This is a genomic window from Bradyrhizobium sp. SZCCHNR1002, assembly GCF_032381435.1.
Lineage (GTDB): Bacteria > Pseudomonadota > Alphaproteobacteria > Rhizobiales > Xanthobacteraceae > Bradyrhizobium > Bradyrhizobium aeschynomenes.
Map to the genome: position 1 here is coordinate 372,367 of NZ_JAUHIS010000005.1, position 16,053 is coordinate 388,419.

Consider the following 16,053-nt stretch of genomic DNA (forward strand, 5'->3'; position numbering starts at 1 on the left):
AGAAACACCGGGTGTGTCCTTAAGGCACCATTAACCATCCCGTCCCACAATCCGCCCGAGTTCGAACTTGGCGGAATTGCGCGATGGGCATCGAGTGGGGGCAGGGCAAGGAGCGCGCGACGCTCGAGGAGATCCGGATCCGGGTCGGACATGCCCTGCAGCGGCATCCGCTCTGCCGCAACGTCCAGTTCGACATCATGAGCGTGCCGCGCACCGCACGTGGCGGGAACTGGACCATCAGCCTGCATTCGGTGGAACCGGCAGCGCTATGGGAGGCCTCCGACATCGTCGCGGACATCCAGGCCGCCTACGACCTGCAGATACCTGCCGAGCTCTGTTCCGCGGCGTGAGAAAAAATTATCCGTCATGTTCACAGGGCGGAATGGTGGCCCACGTGTTTCTGTGGCATTGTAAAGCCTTAATTAACTCCCACTTTTCGGCAAAGTGCGGTGTTTCCGCCGGGATACGGAGATTTGCGTGACGAAGTCGATCGCTTTTGCCGCTTTGCTTGGCGTCTTGATCGCAGGTGCCGCCGTGACCAGCATCCTGATGCGGGACAGCGTGCCGTCGGCTGGTGCGATGATGCCGCCCGTTGTTGCAAAGAGCCCGACCTCCAATCGTGATGCCAAGGGTGACCGCCTTGCCATGGTCACACTTGCTGCTCCCGAGGTGCAGCAGCAGGGCTCCGCAACCAAGACGACGCTGCGCCAGGCCTATGCCTATGCGCCCTCCGAAGCGGAGATGGCCAAGGCGTCGGCCGCTGCGGTCGTTGCTGCCGAGCCGGTGGTGCCGAAGTCCAAGATCCTCGCCCGTAGCGAGCCCGCTCCGGCACCGTTGAAGCCTGAGGTGCAGAAGGCCTATTCGCTGCTCTCGGACACCCAGATCGCCGGCATCAAGGAGCGGCTGCGGCTGTCGTCGAGCCAGGAATATTACTGGCCGGCGGTCGAGAGCGCGCTGCGCGCCGTGGCCCGTAAGATTCATACGGCCCGCCAGGGCGCTGCCAAGCCCGGCGCGGTGACGATCGATCCTGATTCGGACGAAGTGCAGCAGCTGAAATCGGCTGCCATGCCGCTGCTCTGGCAGTTGCGCGACGACCAGAAGGACGAAGTCCGGCGGCTTGCCCGCACCATCGGCCTCGACAAGGTCGCAGCCGCGATCTGAACTGGGCGATCCGCATCAGCGAATAGAGAGAAAAGGCCGCGCATTGCGCGGCCTTCGTGCTTTCCAGGGAGTCGCTCTTTATCGGGCGGGTGGATTGGCCTCCGGATGGCCGCCGCTCTCGGGGCCGGCACCGGTGGGCGACGATGCCGGGGCGGACCGCAGGTCCGGACCGGGCCGCGCCGGTTGGGTCATGGTCGGCGCTTGCGGCGGAGTGATCGCCGCGCCTGCGCCCACCGTCGTACCGCGGTCGGTGTTTGTCGGCGCCGATGGCATCGGCGTCGGCTTGTCGCCACCAGCGAAGCGGGTGGCGCCGCCGCTCTGATAACCGGCCACCAGAAGGCCGCTGACGATCAAGGCGAGCACGAACAGGCCGCCGAGCTCCGGCAGTGCGCCGGAGGGCGCCATGCCTCGGCCGCGGCCATCGCCCTCGAGCGCGACCGCCGCGATCTCACGGTTGTGCCGCGAGCGCAGGAACGCCAGGAACGCGCCTGCGGCAATGATGATCGCCGCGGCGAGCGTGAAGAACATGAGCCAGCTGATGGGTTGATCGCCTTGCATGTCGAACATCCTTTGCGTGAGGGGTGCACGACGTGCAGTCGCGTCAAACCCGCATGACAATCTCTGTTCGTGGCAATCGCCGATGGTGCGAAAGGTTTCGTGGCGTCCTTCAAAATCTCAGCCGCTGCCGCCGTCGGAGCTCAGCGCCGCGCCCGTCATGTAGGTCAGTTCGGGAGAGGCCATGGCGACTGTGAATTCGGCGATCTCCTCGGGCGAGGCCATGCGCTTGAGGCCGGGCATCTTGGCGCGGGCCCATTCTGTCGCCGCGATCTGCCACATCGCATCGGGCATGCCTTCGGTGCCGGCGACGCGGCGGACCAGCGCGGTGTCGGTGGTCCCCGGCAGGATGGCGTTGACGCGGATATTGTCATCGGCGTAGTCGAGGGCCGCCGACCTGATCAGCCCGATCAATCCCGCTTTGGTCGCCGTATAGATGCTCCGGCGTGCAGCCGTGCGATGTGCGACCGAGGACGACATGACGAGGATCGTGCCGCCGCCGCGTGCCCGCATTTCCGCGATCTCGTGCTTCATCGCGAAGAACACGCCACGCAGGTTGGTGTCGACGATGTCGTTCCAGTCGGACGCGTCGTATTCGTGCAGCGGCTTCTCGATGGTGATTCCGGCATTGTTCAGCGCGATGTCGAGGCTGCCGAAGCTCGCGATGGTCTGCGCCACCAGGTCACGCATCTCGGCTTCGACGCGCACGTCGGCCCGGACATAGCGCGCGCGGCCGCCCTGGGCCGTGAGCTCGGCTTCGAGCTCGCGTCCCAGCGCCTCGCGCCGTCCGCAGAACACGACGGCCGCGCCCTGGCGCGCGAAGGCGACGGCAGCGGCGCGGCCGATGCCTGACGTAGCGCCTGTGATCAGCACGGTCTTGCCGGCGAATCGCTTCGGCGCTGCGATGATCGTCGGCGCAGGACGTTGGCTTGCCTGTGCCACCGCGGCGGCGCCGGCGATCGCACCCAGCGCGAGCCCGCCGGCGGCGCCGGCTAGGGCCCGCCGTCGTGAAGTCATGGGAGACGCCATGGGAGACGTCGTCGCTTCCGTCATGATGCAGGCTCCACAGGTTTGGTCTGGACAGGTCAGGCTTCGTCTGGATATGAGCAGTGTTAACATCATCAGGCTTAATATGATCACTGTCAACATTGATTTTCGATGACCGAGCCCCCTGCCGAAATCCCTCCGGCGAAGCCGCAGCGCCGGTCCTATCACCACGGCGATTTGAAGCGGGCGCTGATTGCGGCCGCGACCGACCTGCTCGAGCAGGAGGGAGCGGAGGCGCTCTCGTTCCGGGCGGTGGCGCGAGCGGCCGGGGTGTCGCAGTCTGCGCCCTACAATCATTTCGCCGGCAAGGAGGATCTGCTCGCCACCATCGCGGAGGCGGGCTTTGCTGCGCTGGCCGCGGCGCAGAACGAGGCGGCGGCACGCGGGCCGGCCGGCGAGGACCGGCTGACCGCTCTCGGCCTCGACTACATCCGTTTCGCCGTCACCCAGCCGCAGCTGTACCGGCTGATGTTCGGCGTCGGCGTGAACGATTGGCACGCCCATCCCGACGTCTCCGCAGCGAAGCAGGCGACCTTCGCGCCTCTGCGTCTGGCTCTCGGAGAGTTCCTTGGTGCCGATATCCCAGCCGCGACGCTCGAGCAGGCTGCGGTGGCGGCCTGGGGACTTGCGCATGGGCTCGCCATGCTCCGGATCGACGGCTCACTGAAGGGGCGTGATAGCGCCGGCGAGGCCGGACCCGAGGAGGGCGCGTTGCGGCTATTCGGGCGCGGGCTGCGCGCGGCCTGCGGATCCGTCCCCTGAACCGGGTTCGCCGCTCAGCTCCGCCCTTCGCCCGCCGCCCACAGCGCGTCGAGCCCGGCACGATAGGTGGGGTAGGCGAACACGAGGCCGAGGTCCTGCTTGGCCCTGGTGTTTCGGATGCGCCGGTTGCTGGCGTAGAAGCTCTTCGCCATCGGCGACAGCTCCACACGATCGAACGGCTGCTCCGGCGGCGGAGCGATGCCCATCAGGCCGGCGGCATAGGCGACGACGTCCTGGGGCGGCGCCGGCTCGTCGTCGACAATGTTCCAGGCGCCGCCGGCTTCGCGCCGGATCGCGCCCATGATGGCGCCGGCGATGTCGTCGACATGGATACGGTTGAACACCTGGCCCGGCTTGACGATGCGCCGGGCGCGCCCCGCTCGCAGCTCGACCAGCGCATTGCGGCCGGGACCGTAGATGCCGCCGAGCCGGAGCACCGCCAGCCGGTCGCCGATCCGGCCCCGCCAGTCCTCTTCGACGCGGACACGCGCCTGCACCCGATCATGCTCCGGCGCCAGCGGCGTGTCCTCGTCGATCCAGGCGCCCTGGTGGTCGCCGTAGACGCCGACCGTGGAGAGATAGACCACGCGTCTTGCGCGACCATGGGTGACGGCATCACCGAACCGCGTCAACGCCGGATCGTCACCAGGTCCGGGCGGCGCCGAAATCAGCACGACATCCGCTTCGGCCGCCGCCGCCAGTGTCGCGGCCGTGGGCGCCGTGCCGTCGAACAGGTCTAGCTCGTAGCGCGCGAGCTGCGCGCGCTTGTCAGCGCCGCGCACCGTACCGGTGACGCGGGCGAAGCCGCTGCCGTAGAGATCGACGAAGCGCTGGGCGGAGTAGCCGAAGCCGATGACCAACAGGTTCATGTGTTTGCTCGAATGGCGGAGCCAGACTTATCCGGCATCGGGCGGCCGGCGCAAATCAAATGCCTGGTGTCCGCAAGGTGGCCCAGCCTGCAGGATCGGTGGTACTGACCTGCCGCGCTTGTCATGGCTCCCGTCATGGAACATGTCGTATGGTGAGACGACAGGAGATGGACTGCCCCGATGAATTTCCATTCGATCTACCGCCACGGCTTTGCCCGCGTCGCCGCCTGCGTCACGGCCTCCAGCGTCGCCAATCCGACAGCCAATGCGGCGGCGATCCTGGCCGCGGCGCGCGCCTGTCACGACCAGAACGCCGCGGTCGCGGTGTTTCCGGAGCTGTGTTTGTCCGGGTACGCGATCGAGGACCTCGTCAAGCAGGATCCGCTGCTCGATGCCGTCCAGCGCGGGCTGCTCACCTTGGTCGAAGCCTCACATGACCTGATGCCGGTGCTGATCGTCGGCGCGCCGCTGCGCTTCGCGCATCGCATCTACAATTGCGCCGTCGTGATCCATCGCGGCGAGGTGCTCGGCGTCATTCCGAAGAGCTATCTGCCGACCTATCGCGAGTTCTACGAAGGCCGCCACTTCGCCTCCGGTGCCGGCATCCGTGGCGAGATGATCGAAGTGGCCGAGACCATGGCGCCGTTCGGCACCGATCTGCTGTTCGCCGCCGCCGACGTCGCCGGTCTCGTGATCGGCGTCGAGATCTGCGAGGACATGTGGATTCCCGTCACGCCGGCCTCCGAGCTCGCGCTCGCCGGCGCCACCGTGCTCGCCAATCTCTCGGGCAGCCCGATCACCGTCGGCCGCGCGGAATCCCGCTCGCTGCTGTGCCGGTCGACCTCGGCGCGCTGCCTCGCCGCCTATGTCTACGCCGCCGCCGGTGTCGGCGAATCCACCACCGATCTGTCCTGGGACGGCCAGACCTCGATCTTCGAGAACGGCGTGCTGCTCGCCGAGAGCGAGCGCTTCCGCCAGACCGGCCAGACCATCTTCGCCGACGTTGATCTCGATCTGCTGCGCCAGGAGCGCGCGCTGATGGGCACGTTCGACGACAATGCGCGCGCGCAAGACACAGGCGTGCATTGGCGCCGCATCGGCTTCGAGCTGCAGCCGGCCGAGGGCGACATCGGCTTCATGCGCAGCATCGAGCGCTTTCCGTTCGTGCCGAGCGATCCCGCGCGGCTCGATCAGGACTGCTACGAGGCCTACAACATCCAGGTCGCGGGTCTGACGCAGCGGCTGCGCGCCACCGGCACCAAGCGCATCGTGATCGGTGTCTCCGGCGGGCTCGATTCGACGCATGCGCTGATCGTCGCCGCCAAGGCGATGGACCTGCTCGGCCTGCCCCGCACCAACATTCTCGCCTACACGATGCCCGGCTTTGCCACGGGCGCGCAGAGCAAGTCCTACGCGCACGCGCTGATGACATCGCTCGAGGTCAGCGCTGCCGAGCTCGACATCCGCCCCGCGGCGACGCAGATGCTGAAGGACATCGGCCATCCCTTCGGCCGCGGCGAGGAGGTCTACGACGTCACCTTCGAGAACGTGCAGGCCGGCTTGCGCACCGACTATCTGTTCCGCCTCGCCAACGATCGCGGCGGGATCGTGCTCGGCACCGGCGATCTCTCCGAGCTGGCGCTCGGATGGTGCACCTATGGCGTCGGCGATCAGATGGCGCACTACAACGTCAACGCCGGCGTGCCGAAGACCCTGATCCAGCATCTCATCCGCTGGGTCATCGCCTCGCATCAGTTCTCGGCCGATGTCGATCGCACCCTCGAGGCGGTGCTGTCGGCGGAGATTTCGCCGGAGCTGGTGCCGGTAAAGGAGGGCGAGACGCCGCAGAGCACGCAGGCCGCGATCGGCCCCTATGAGCTGCAGGACTTCAATCTGTTCTACACGCTGCGCTACGGCATGCGCCCGGCGAAGATCGCCTTCATGGCGCATCACGCCTGGAAGGATGCCGGCGCCGGCGCCTGGCCGCCGCATTTCCCCGATGACAAGCGCAACGCCTACACGCTCGGTGAGATCAGGAAATGGCTGGAAGTCTTTCTCAAGCGCTTCTTCGCCTTCAGCCAGTTCAAGCGCTCGGCGATGCCCAACGGCCCCAAGGTGGTCGCCGGCGGCGCGCTCTCCCCCCGCGGCGACTGGCGCGCGCCCTCGGACGGCAATGCCGTGGCGTGGCTGGAGGATCTCGAGCACAACGTCCCGAAATGAGCGCAAGGAGCAGATTGATCCCGGCCTGTGCCAAGCGCGCGGTCGTTGCCAATCCGATCGGGCACGCCGTCACGGCTTGAAGTACACGTCCACCTTCATGCCGACCGCGAACGGGCCGGGCTCTGCGAGATCGACCAGCACCTCGACGACGTCGACATCGGTCATGTTGCGCTGGCTGAGCGCGGCGGCGCGGCTGCTTTCGACCAGCGGCGCGACCGCCGCGACCTTGCCAGCGACGTCGCGGCCGCGAAAGGCGTCGGAGCGGACCACGGCCTGCTGGCCGGGCTTGATCTTGTCGAGATCGCGCTGATCGAGCTCGGCGCGGACCCGCAGCGAGGACATGTCGCCGAGCAGCACCAGCGGCGGCGTCGATTGCGGCGAGGCGATCTCGCCGGCGCGCGCATTCACCTGCAGAACGGTGCCGTCGAGCGGCGCGCGGAGGGTGAGCTTCTCCAAGCCGGCGCGTGCCGCCTGCAGCTCGCTGCGCGCGACGTTGAGCTGGCCCTCGGCGCTGATCGGCAGCGGCGCATCGGCGGTGACCTTGCGCAGCTCCTCGGTCTGCTGATCCAGCTTGGCCTGCGCAGTCGTCAGCTGCGTGCGCGCGCTCTCGACCTCGGCATCGGCGCCGCGCCCGGCGCGCCGCTCGGCCACCGCCTTGTCGAGTGCAACGCGGGCATCGAACAAAGCTGCCTGCGCATCGGCCACGCCATCCTCGGCGCGGCGCCGCGGGCCGGCTCCCGACGGCGTCGTTTCCTTGTTGCGCACGCGCTTGCGCATCGCAGCCTGCGCCTCGGCGCTGGCGAGCTGCGCGCGCGCCTCGGCATCAGCGAGCCGCACCAGCGCCTGGCCGGCGAACACGGTATCACCGGGTTTCACCAGCACCTCCTGGATCGCGCCGACCACGGGGGCGCCGAGCTTGATCAGGCCGGAGGCCGGCTCGACGCGGCCGGGAGCGACCGCGAGCCAGCGTTCCTCCTGGGCGTTCGCGGCGCGCGCCTCCAGCGTGATCCAGCGCGGCGCGACCGCGAACGCCGTGGATGCCGCCAGCAGCAGCGCGACAGCCTGATGAGCTCGGCCGGGCTTGTTCATGCGTTCGAGACCTTCTTCATCGATTCTGTCACAGCCTCCTCGCTGATGATGCGGCCGTCCTCGATATGAACGACGCGGCTGGCGAAAGGCAGGATGCGCGGATCGTGCGTCACCACCAGCACCGCGCGCGATGGATCCTTGGCGATATCGGCGAGCAGCGTCATGATCGCCTGGCCGTTGGCGGTGTCGAGCGCGCCGGTGGGCTCGTCGGCGAGAATGACCTGGGTCTTGCCGACAATGGCGCGGGCGATCGCGACGCGCTGCTGCTCACCGCCGGAGAGCTCGCGCGGCAGCGATTTGCGCTTGTGGCCGAGACCGACGGTGGCCAGCACCTCGCGCGACGCCTGCTTCGCGACCCGCGCGCGCTCGCCGCGCACGTCGAGCGCGAGGCGGACATTGTCCTCGGCGTTGAGCGTCGGGAACAAATGATAGGACTGGAAGATGAAGCCGATGCGCTCGCGCCGGAGTTTTGCCAGCGCCTCCGCATCGAGCCCGGCGACGGCTTGGCCGCCGACATGCACCGTGCCGGCGTCCGGCGTCATCAGGCAGCCCAGGATCGACAGCAGCGTGGTCTTGCCGCTGCCGGACGGCCCCATCAGGAGCACCAGCTCGCCGCCCTTCAACGCCAGGCTCACGCCCTTCAGCGCCTGCACCCGGCCGGCGCCCTGGCCGAGGTGATGCACGAGATCGGTGGCCGCGAGCACGACGTCGCTCATCGCGAGAACACCATGGCCGGATCGATGCGCATCACCTTGACGATGGCAGCGATCGCCGAGCCCACGCACATCGTCACGGTCAGCAGGAACAGCGCCACGGTCAGCATCGGCGTCATGATTACCGGCAGGGCTGATTCCGCCGTCGCCGCCGCGACGATCTTGCCGATGCCGGCGGCCCCCGCGAAGCCGACGATGGCGCTGAGCAGCGCCTGCCAGATGATGACCGTGTAGATGTAGCGGCTGGACGAGCCGATCGCGCGCAGCGTCGCGAACTCGTTGAGATGATCCTTGGTGCTGGAATAGAGCGTCTGCGCCACGATGACCGTGCCGACGATGACCCCGAGCAGTGCGCCGGCGAACAACGCCGCGCCCGCGCCGGTGCCGAACAGCCAGAACGAACGGCTGCGGTTGCGAAACTCGGCTGCGGTCAGCACCTCGACATTGCCGAGACTGTCGCGCAGCGCCTGCTGGGTCTTCCAGAGATCGGCATCGGGCGCCAGCCGCACCAGCAGATAGGACGCCTTGCTCGGCGTGGTGCCCGTGTAGCTGCGCGCGCGCTCGACATCGGTGAACACGTAAGGCGTGGTCGTGAACGAGCGGATGCCCTTGCTCACCGCCATCACCTGCACCTTGCGGTCGCGCAGCTCGGCAGTCTGCTCCACGCCGGAGATGCCGAGACGTTCGAAATAGGTCTGATCGACCGCGACCGCGCCGGGCACCGAGAGGTCGTCGAGCCGGCCCTCGACCACGTTCCAGGGATGCAGGCCGAGCCCGCGCAGCTCCGAGCCGACCACGAAGACGGGCGTCGTCGTGCCCTGCGGCAGCCGCCATTGTGCATAGCCGATGACCAGCGGCGTCGCCTCGGCGACGCCGGGAACCGCGAGCGCCCGGAACCGCTGCCGCTCGTCGAGCAGCGATGGATCCTCGAAGCATTTGGTGCCGACCGGCATGATCCACAGCTGCGCCGGGGCATGGTCGATCATCGTCGTCACCATGCGGCGAAAGCCGACATAGAGGCCCATCTGCACGGTCACCAGCACGATCGAGAAGATGATGCCGATGACGGTCGCGACGAAGCGCAGCCTGTCATGGAACAGGTTTCGCGACGCAAGCCTGAACTGCAACGACATGAACCAAAACCACCCGGCGCCCCCGGGCGGCATTTCAGCTGGTTATGGAGGCGATGTCCACGCTGGATCGGGCCCCGTCAGCTGTGGCGCTTTGTCATTCGGGGCGGTCGTGGCGCCGGGGACACGGGGGGCATTGCCGAACGGCAAGTAAGCCGACCAAGGTGCGTCACAACCGGTGTCGTCCCGGCGAACGCCGGGACCCATAACCACAGGGAGCAGTGATGCACTCGGTATCCGCCACCGCGCGCTCCCGATACATCACGCGGTATGGGTCCCGGCGTTCGCCGGGACGACGGTGGTGGGTGACGCGGGACTGTGGGCTACTTCGCGCCCACCGCCTTCTTGCGCCACGCCAGGTGAACCGCGCAGGTGCAGCCGACGGGATGGCTGGCCAGCTCGGCAGGGGCCGCATCGTTGGCGGGGGCGGGCGAGGCGACCGGGCGGGGCGTCTCGGTCGGCTGTCCACCTCGCGCCGGGATGTAGTTCAGGATCGGCGCCAGCCAGCGCTCGACCTCGGCCACCGTCATGCCCTTGCGTGCGGCGTAGTCCTCGACCTGGTCGCGCTCGATCTTGCCGACGCCGAAATAGAAGCTCTCCGGCGAGGCGAAGTAGAGGCCCGAAACCGACGAGCCCGGCCACATCGCAAAGCTCTCGGTGAGCCGGACGCCGGCGTTTGTCTCGGCATCCAGCAGCTCGAACAAGGTCGCCTTCTCGGTGTGATCGGGCTGTGCCGGATAGCCTGGCGCGGGGCGGATGCCCTGGTACTTCTCCAGGATCAGATCGTCGGGGGAGACCGTCTCGTCCGGGGCGTAGGCCCAGAACTCGCGGCGCACGCGGGCGTGCAGGCGTTCGGCAAAGGCTTCGGCGAGGCGGTCGGCCAGCGCCTTGACCAGGATCGAGGAATAGTCGTCATTGGCGTTCTTGAAGCGGTCGGCGACCGCATCCTCGCCGAGCCCCGTCGTCACGACGAAGCCGCCGACATAGTCCGGCACGCCGGAGCCCGCGGGCGCGACGAAGTCGGACAGCGCGGTGTTGAAGCGGCCCTCGCGCTTTTCGAGCTGCTGGCGCAGCGTGTGCAGCGTCGCGATCGCCTTGCTGCGGTTGTCATCGGCATACAGCACGATGTCGTCGCCGACGGCGTTGGCCGGCCAGAAGCCGATCGCGGCGCGCGCGGTGAACCACTTTTCGTCGACGATCTGCTTCAGCATCTTCTGCGCGTCGTCGTACAGCGCCCGCGCGGCCTCGCCGACCTTGGCATCGTCGAGGATTGCCGGGAAGCGGCCGGCCAGCTCCCAGGTCTGGAAGAACGGCGTCCAGTCGATATAGGGCACGAGCTCGGCAAGGTCGTAGTCCACAAAAGTCTTCGTGCCGAGGAAGGTCGGCTTCACCGGCCTGGCCTTGGCGAAATCGATTTTCGGCGCGTTGGCTCGGGCGTCCTTCAGTGACAGCCGCTTCTTGTCGGCCTGGCCACGCAGATGCGCCGCGGCGATCTTCTGATACTCGCCGCGGATGTCCGCGGCATAGGCATCCTTGCGCTCCGCCGACAGCAGCGACGAGGCGACGCCGACGGCGCGGCTGGCGTCGTTGACATGCACCACCGGCCCGCTCTGGTAGTTCGGGTCGATCTTTACGGCGGTATGGACGCGGCTGGTGGTGGCACCGCCGATCAGCAGCGGCACGTTCAGGCCCTGGCGCTCCATCTCCGATGCCAGATACGCCATCTCGTCGAGCGAGGGCGTGATCAGGCCGGAGAGGCCGATGATGTCGGCATTCTCCGCCTTCGCGGTCTCGATGATCTTGGCGGCGGGCACCATGACGCCGAGGTCGATGACCTCGAAATTGTTGCACTGGAGCACGATGCCGACGATGTTCTTGCCGATGTCGTGGACGTCGCCCTTGACGGTGGCGAGCACGATCTTGCCGGCATTGGAGCGCTCATTGGCACGGCCCTTGTTGGCGGCCTTCTCGGCCTCCATGAACGGCATCAGATAGGCGACCGCCTGCTTCATCACGCGCGCCGACTTCACGACCTGCGGCAGGAACATCTTGCCGTCGCCGAACAGGTCGCCGACCACGTTCATGCCCGCCATCAGCGGGCCTTCGATGACGTCGAGCGGCCGGCTCGACTTGGCGCGCGCCTCTTCCGTATCCTTCTCGATGAACTCGGTGATCCCGTGCACCAGCGCGTGGGACAGCCGCTTGTCGACCGGCCATTCGCGCCAGGCGAGATCGGCCTCCTTGGTCTGCTTGCCCTGGCCGCGGAATTTCTCCGCCAGCGCCAGCAACCGCTCGGAGGCGCCGGGATCGCGGTTGAGCACGACGTCCTCGCACACCTGGCGCAACTCGGGATCGATGTCGTCATAGACGATCATCTGGCCGGCATTGACGATGCCCATGTCCATGCCCGCCTTGATGGCGTGATACAGGAACACCGAATGCATCGCCTCGCGCACCGGCTCGTTGCCGCGGAACGAGAACGACAGATTGGAGACGCCGCCGGAAATGTGGGCATGCGGCAGGTTCTGGCGGATCCACCTCGTCGCCTCGATGAAGTCGACGCCGTAGTTGTTGTGCTCTTCCAGCCCGGTGGCGATCGCAAAGATGTTGGGATCGAAGATGATGTCTTCGGGCGGGAAGCCGACCGTCTCGACCAGGATCTTGTAGGCGCGGGCGCAGATCTCGGTCTTGCGCTGATAGGTGTCGGCCTGACCCGTTTCGTCGAACGCCATGACGACGACGGCCGCGCCATGGCGGCGCGCGATCTTCGCCTCGTGGATGAACTTCTCCTCGCCTTCCTTCAGCGAGATCGAGTTCACCACCGGCTTGCCTTGCACGCATTTCAGGCCGGCCTCGATGACGTGGAATTTCGAGGAGTCGACCATGACAGGGACGCGGGCGATATCCGGCTCGGCGGCGACGAGGTTGAGGAAGGTCCGCATCGCGGCTTCCGAATCGAGCAGGCCCTCGTCCATGTTGACGTCGATGACCTGGGCGCCGTTCTCGACCTGGTCGCGCGCGACCTGCAAAGCTGCGGTGTAGTCGCCCGCGGTGATCAGCTTGCGGAATTTGGCCGAGCCGGTGACGTTGGTGCGCTCGCCGACATTGACGAAGGGGATGGCGGGCGTCAGCTCGAACGGCTCCAGGCCCGATAGCCGCAGCCGCGGCGCGATGTCAGGGACGACGCGCGGCTTGTGCGGGGCGACGGCGGCGGCGATCGCGGCGATATGGTCCGGGGTGGTGCCGCAGCAGCCGCCGACGATGTTGACGAGGCCGGACGCAGCGAACTCGCCGATCAGCCGCGCCATGTAGGCCGGCGTCTCGTCATACTGGCCGAACTCGTTGGGCAGGCCGGCATTCGGATAGGCGCAGACCAGCGTGTCGGCGACGCGGCCGATGTCGGCGACATGGGCGCGCAGGTCTTCCGCTCCGAGCGCGCAGTTGAAGCCGATGGTCAGCGGCTTGGCGTGACGCACCGAATTCCAGAACGCCTCCGGCATCTGACCCGACAGCAGGCGGCCGGACTTGTCGGTGATGGTGCCGGAGATCATCACGGGCACGTCGATGCCGCGCTCCTCGCACAGCTCCGCGATGGCATACAGCGCCGCCTTGGCGTTGAGCGTGTCGAAGATGGTCTCGACCAGCAGGATGTCTGCGCCGCCGTCCAGCAGTCCGCGCGCCTGCTCGCCATAGGCGATGCGCAGATCGTCGAAGGTGACGGCGCGGTAGCCGGGGTTGGAGACGTCAGGCGAGATCGAGGCGGTGCGGTTGGTCGGGCCCATCGCGCCGGCAACGAAGCGCGGCTTGCCGTCCTCGGCAGCGACGCGGGTCGCGGCATTGCGCGCCAGGCGCGCGCCTTCACGGTTGAGCTCGTAGATGATGTCGGAGAGATCGTAGTCGGCCTGCGCGATCGACGTCGCCGAGAAAGTGTTGGTGGCGACGATGTCGGCGCCGGCGCGCAGATATTGCGCGTGGATGTCCTCGATCGCCTCGGGTTGCGTCAGGATCAGCAGGTCGTTGTTGCCGCGGAGGTCGCGGTGAAAATCCTTGAAGCGCGACCCGCGGAACGCGGCCTCGTCGAACTGCAGCGCCTGGATCATCGTGCCCATGGCGCCGTCGAGAATCAGGATGCGCTGGCGTGCTGCAGCGAGGAAGGCGGTACGCGCGTTGGAAACAGGGGCGGACATCAGGCAGCAGCCTTGTTGGCGGACTTCGGACGGATGCCAAGCAGATGGCTTATCGCGAAGACGAGGTCGGCGCGGTTCATGGTGTAGAAATGGAAGGTGTCGACGCCATGCTTGGCGAGCTTGTGCACCTGGCCGGCGGCGACGGTCGCCGCCACCAGCTTGCGGGTCTCGGGATCGTCGTCGAGGCCGTCGAACTTCTCGGCCAGCCAGTCCGGCACGGTGGTGCCGGCCCGGGTGACGAAGCCGCGCGCCTGCTTGAAATTGTGCATCGGCATGATGCCGGGCACGATCGGAATGTCGATGCCGCGGGCGCGGACCCGGTCGAGGTAGCGGAAGTAGAGATCGTTGTCGAAGAACACCTGGGTGATCGCGCGGGTCGCGCCGGCGTCGACCTTCGCCTTGAGCATGTCGATGTCGGCGTCGAAGTCGCGGCTCTCCGGGTGCTTCTCCGGATAGGCCGAGACCGAGACTTCGATGTCGGGATGACGCTTCTTGATGCCGGCGATCAGCTCGGGCGAGGTCTGATAGCCCTCGGCGTGGGTGTGATAGGGCGTGCCGATGCCGCCGGGCGGATCGCCGCGCAGTGCGACGATGTGGCGGACGCCGACCTCGTGATAGCGGTCGACGACTTCGTCGATCTCCCCGCGGGAGGCCCCGACGCAGGTGAGATGCGCCGCCGGCAGCAACGCGGTCTCTCTCAGGATGCGCGCAATGGTGGCGTGGGTGCGCTCGCGGGTCGAGCCGCCGGCGCCATAGGTGACCGAGACGAAGCTGGGCTCCAGCGGCGCCAGGCGCTCGATCGAGGTCCACAGCGTCCGCTCCATCTCCTCGGTCTTCGGCGGGAAGAACTCGAACGAGATTTTCGGCCGGGGGATCGCGGCGTGTCCATCAGTGATGGCGGTGGCGAGGTCGGTCATGGCGGCGCAGGTTCCCGATGGCGCGTAAATTTCAACTTGAGAGCGGATCGCTCCTCAGATGCGCCAAGATAGGGGAAGTGCGTCGCAATAAACAGCCCACCGGAAATGGGATTTAGCCCACAAATCGGGATTTAAGTACAGATTTTCTGGGATGAGTGGGTATCAATGTGGGCAAGAAAAAGTGAGATTCAACAGCGTTGAAATGGCCTCAAGAGCAGATTTGTCCTAAAATTGAGTGTGGGATAGGGCGATGTTCCTGTTGTATACAAACAGCTTGTCCCAACTCCATCCGGACGTGATCCCTGCATTTCCAGCAGATCACCGGCGCGGCTGGCCCATTGTCGCGGCCCGTGCAGCCATTACGTTGAAGACATGATCCCGATTTCAGTCCTCGACCTCTCGGTCACAACGACGGCCACGCCGGCCTCGGTGGCGTTGCGCAACAGCATCGACCTAGCGCGCCATGTCGACCAGCTCGGCTATGTCCGCTACTGGCTCGCCGAGCATCACAGCCTGGTTTCGGTGGCGAGCCCGTCGCCCGACATCATGATCGGGCAGATCGCTGCCGTCACCAAGCACATCCGCGTCGGCTCCGGCGGCGTGATGCTGCCCAATCACGCGCCCCTGGTGGTGGCCGAGCGCTTCAAGATGCTGGAAGCGCTGTTCCCAGGCCGCATCGATCTCGGTCTGGGCCGCGCGCCCGGCACCGACGGCACCACGGCCTATGCGTTGCGGAGCCGGCTCGACCGCCGCGAAGGCGACGATTTCCTCGAGCGGCTGCACGAGCTGACCCTATGGGAGACGCGCGAGTTTCCCGCTGGCCATCCCTACAACAACGTCATCGCGATGCCTGACGATGCGCCGCTGCCGCCGATCTGGCTGCTCGGCTCCAGCGACTATTCCAGCGAGCTCTCGGCGCAGATGGGCATGGGTTTTGGCTTCGCGCATCACTTCGCCAACCACGATGCGATCGACGCGATGACCAACTATCGCGCTCATTTCACCGCGTCGCGCTGGCGCTCGCAGCCACATGCGATCCTGGCGGTCGCGGTGGTGACGGCGGAAACCGATGCTGAAGCCGAGCGATTGGCCTCGTCGATGGACCTCAACCGCCTCCGACGCGACCGCGGCCAATTCCTGCCGCTGCCGAGCCCGGAGGAAGCGGCAGCCTATCCGTACACAGACTCGGACCGTGCCTCGATCGCCCGCAACCGCTCGCGGCTGTTCGTCGGCTCGCCGGCCACGGTGCGCGCCAAGCTCGATCCGATGATCGCGGCGAGCCAGGCCGACGAGCTGATGGTGATCACCGCGATCTTCGACCACGAGGCCCGCAAGCGCTCCTACACCCTGCTCGCGGACGCCTTCGGCCTGGAGCGGCAGGCGGCGGCGTAACTACTCTTCCA

The 16,053-nt window shown here is 67.0% G+C and carries 13 protein-coding genes; 5 read left to right on the forward strand and 8 right to left on the reverse strand.

Annotation, left to right across the window (positions count from 1 at the left end; all coding sequences use genetic code 11):
• Nucleotides 1-83 precede the first annotated feature (83 nt).
• Nucleotides 84-350, forward strand: a complete 267-nt coding sequence (locus QX108_RS24275) for a hypothetical protein (protein WP_315724294.1) — start codon at nt 84-86, stop codon at nt 348-350.
• A gap of 184 nt (nt 351-534) precedes the next feature.
• On the forward strand, nt 535-1,161 hold the full coding sequence (locus QX108_RS24280) for a hypothetical protein (protein ID WP_172110566.1): 627 nt from the start codon (nt 535-537) through the stop codon (nt 1,159-1,161).
• Nucleotides 1,162-1,239: 78 nt separating this feature from the next.
• Here the strand turns inward: QX108_RS24280 and QX108_RS24285 are convergent, their stop codons facing one another.
• Entirely contained in the window at nt 1,240-1,719 is a 480-nt protein-coding gene (locus QX108_RS24285; RefSeq protein ID WP_315783394.1) for a hypothetical protein, read from the reverse strand.
• Nucleotides 1,720-1,836: 117 nt separating this feature from the next.
• Nucleotides 1,837-2,733 (reverse strand): SDR family NAD(P)-dependent oxidoreductase, encoded by an 897-nt coding sequence (locus tag QX108_RS24290; RefSeq protein ID WP_315783396.1) that lies wholly within the window; start codon nt 2,731-2,733, stop codon nt 1,837-1,839.
• 141 nt (nt 2,734-2,874) lie between these two features.
• On the opposite strand from QX108_RS24290, the gene QX108_RS24295 reads away from it, so the two are divergent.
• Nucleotides 2,875-3,525 carry a TetR/AcrR family transcriptional regulator gene (locus tag QX108_RS24295; protein ID WP_315783398.1) on the forward strand — a complete coding sequence of 217 codons (651 nt, stop codon included), beginning with the start codon at nt 2,875-2,877 and terminating at the stop codon, nt 3,523-3,525.
• A 14-nt stretch (nt 3,526-3,539) separates the two neighbouring features.
• Here QX108_RS24295 and QX108_RS24300 read toward each other — a convergent pair whose 3' ends face one another.
• Nucleotides 3,540-4,394, reverse strand: coding sequence for an NAD-dependent epimerase/dehydratase family protein (locus QX108_RS24300; RefSeq protein ID WP_315783400.1), 855 nt, complete (start codon nt 4,392-4,394; stop codon nt 3,540-3,542).
• 180 nt (nt 4,395-4,574) lie between these two features.
• Here QX108_RS24300 and QX108_RS24305 point away from each other — a divergent pair, with 180 nt between their 5' ends.
• Complete coding sequence (locus QX108_RS24305) at nt 4,575-6,614, forward strand: NAD(+) synthase (protein ID WP_315783401.1); 2,040 nt, start codon at nt 4,575-4,577, stop codon at nt 6,612-6,614.
• A gap of 69 nt (nt 6,615-6,683) precedes the next feature.
• Here QX108_RS24305 and QX108_RS24310 read toward each other — a convergent pair whose 3' ends face one another.
• The 5 genes from QX108_RS24310 to metF all read right to left on the reverse strand — a co-directional run bounded on the left by QX108_RS24310 (nt 6,684) and on the right by metF (nt 14,650).
• Complete coding sequence (locus tag QX108_RS24310; protein ID WP_315724307.1) at nt 6,684-7,703, reverse strand: HlyD family secretion protein; 1,020 nt, start codon at nt 7,701-7,703, stop codon at nt 6,684-6,686.
• Entirely contained in the window at nt 7,700-8,419 is a 720-nt protein-coding gene (locus QX108_RS24315; RefSeq protein WP_315783404.1) for an ABC transporter ATP-binding protein, read from the reverse strand. The genes QX108_RS24310 and QX108_RS24315 overlap by 4 nt, the downstream gene beginning before the upstream one ends.
• The gene (locus QX108_RS24320; RefSeq protein ID WP_315783406.1) at nt 8,416-9,549 is read right to left on the reverse strand and encodes an ABC transporter permease; all 1,134 of its coding nucleotides are present in this window, start codon (nt 9,547-9,549) and stop codon (nt 8,416-8,418) included. The genes QX108_RS24315 and QX108_RS24320 overlap by 4 nt, the downstream gene beginning before the upstream one ends.
• Before the next feature lie 320 nt (nt 9,550-9,869).
• Nucleotides 9,870-13,733, reverse strand: a complete 3,864-nt coding sequence (gene metH, locus QX108_RS24325; protein ID WP_315783408.1) for a methionine synthase — start codon at nt 13,731-13,733, stop codon at nt 9,870-9,872.
• Nucleotides 13,733-14,650: a methylenetetrahydrofolate reductase [NAD(P)H] gene (metF, locus tag QX108_RS24330; RefSeq protein ID WP_315783410.1), complete on the reverse strand. Its 918-nt coding sequence runs from the start codon at nt 14,648-14,650 to the stop codon at nt 13,733-13,735. The genes metH and metF overlap by 1 nt, the downstream gene beginning before the upstream one ends.
• A gap of 372 nt (nt 14,651-15,022) precedes the next feature.
• Between metF and QX108_RS24335 the strand changes: the two genes are divergently transcribed.
• Nucleotides 15,023-16,042 (forward strand): LLM class flavin-dependent oxidoreductase, encoded by a 1,020-nt coding sequence (locus QX108_RS24335; protein ID WP_315783412.1) that lies wholly within the window; start codon nt 15,023-15,025, stop codon nt 16,040-16,042.
• Nucleotides 16,043-16,053: the final 11 nt, after the last annotated feature.

Excerpts from the sequence above, each read along its gene's own strand:
- QX108_RS24300 (WP_315783400.1), bottom strand. The coding sequence starts at position 4,394 with ATGAACCTGTTGGTCATCGGCTTCGGCTACTCCGCCCAGCGCTTCGTC.
- metF (WP_315783410.1), bottom strand. The coding sequence starts at position 14,650 with ATGACCGACCTCGCCACCGCCATCACTGATGGACACGCCGCGATCCCC.
- QX108_RS24305 (WP_315783401.1), top strand. The coding sequence starts at position 4,575 with ATGAATTTCCATTCGATCTACCGCCACGGCTTTGCCCGCGTCGCCGCC.
- QX108_RS24290 (WP_315783396.1), bottom strand. The coding sequence starts at position 2,733 with ATGACTTCACGACGGCGGGCCCTAGCCGGCGCCGCCGGCGGGCTCGCG.
- metH (WP_315783408.1), bottom strand. The coding sequence starts at position 13,733 with ATGTCCGCCCCTGTTTCCAACGCGCGTACCGCCTTCCTCGCTGCAGCA.
- QX108_RS24320 (WP_315783406.1), bottom strand. The coding sequence starts at position 9,549 with ATGTCGTTGCAGTTCAGGCTTGCGTCGCGAAACCTGTTCCATGACAGG.
- QX108_RS24295 (WP_315783398.1), top strand. The coding sequence starts at position 2,875 with ATGACCGAGCCCCCTGCCGAAATCCCTCCGGCGAAGCCGCAGCGCCGG.
- QX108_RS24335 (WP_315783412.1), top strand. The coding sequence starts at position 15,023 with ATGATCCCGATTTCAGTCCTCGACCTCTCGGTCACAACGACGGCCACG.
- QX108_RS24275 (WP_315724294.1), top strand. The coding sequence starts at position 84 with ATGGGCATCGAGTGGGGGCAGGGCAAGGAGCGCGCGACGCTCGAGGAG.
- QX108_RS24285 (WP_315783394.1), bottom strand. The coding sequence starts at position 1,719 with ATGCAAGGCGATCAACCCATCAGCTGGCTCATGTTCTTCACGCTCGCC.
- QX108_RS24315 (WP_315783404.1), bottom strand. The coding sequence starts at position 8,419 with ATGAGCGACGTCGTGCTCGCGGCCACCGATCTCGTGCATCACCTCGGC.
- QX108_RS24310 (WP_315724307.1), bottom strand. The coding sequence starts at position 7,703 with ATGAACAAGCCCGGCCGAGCTCATCAGGCTGTCGCGCTGCTGCTGGCG.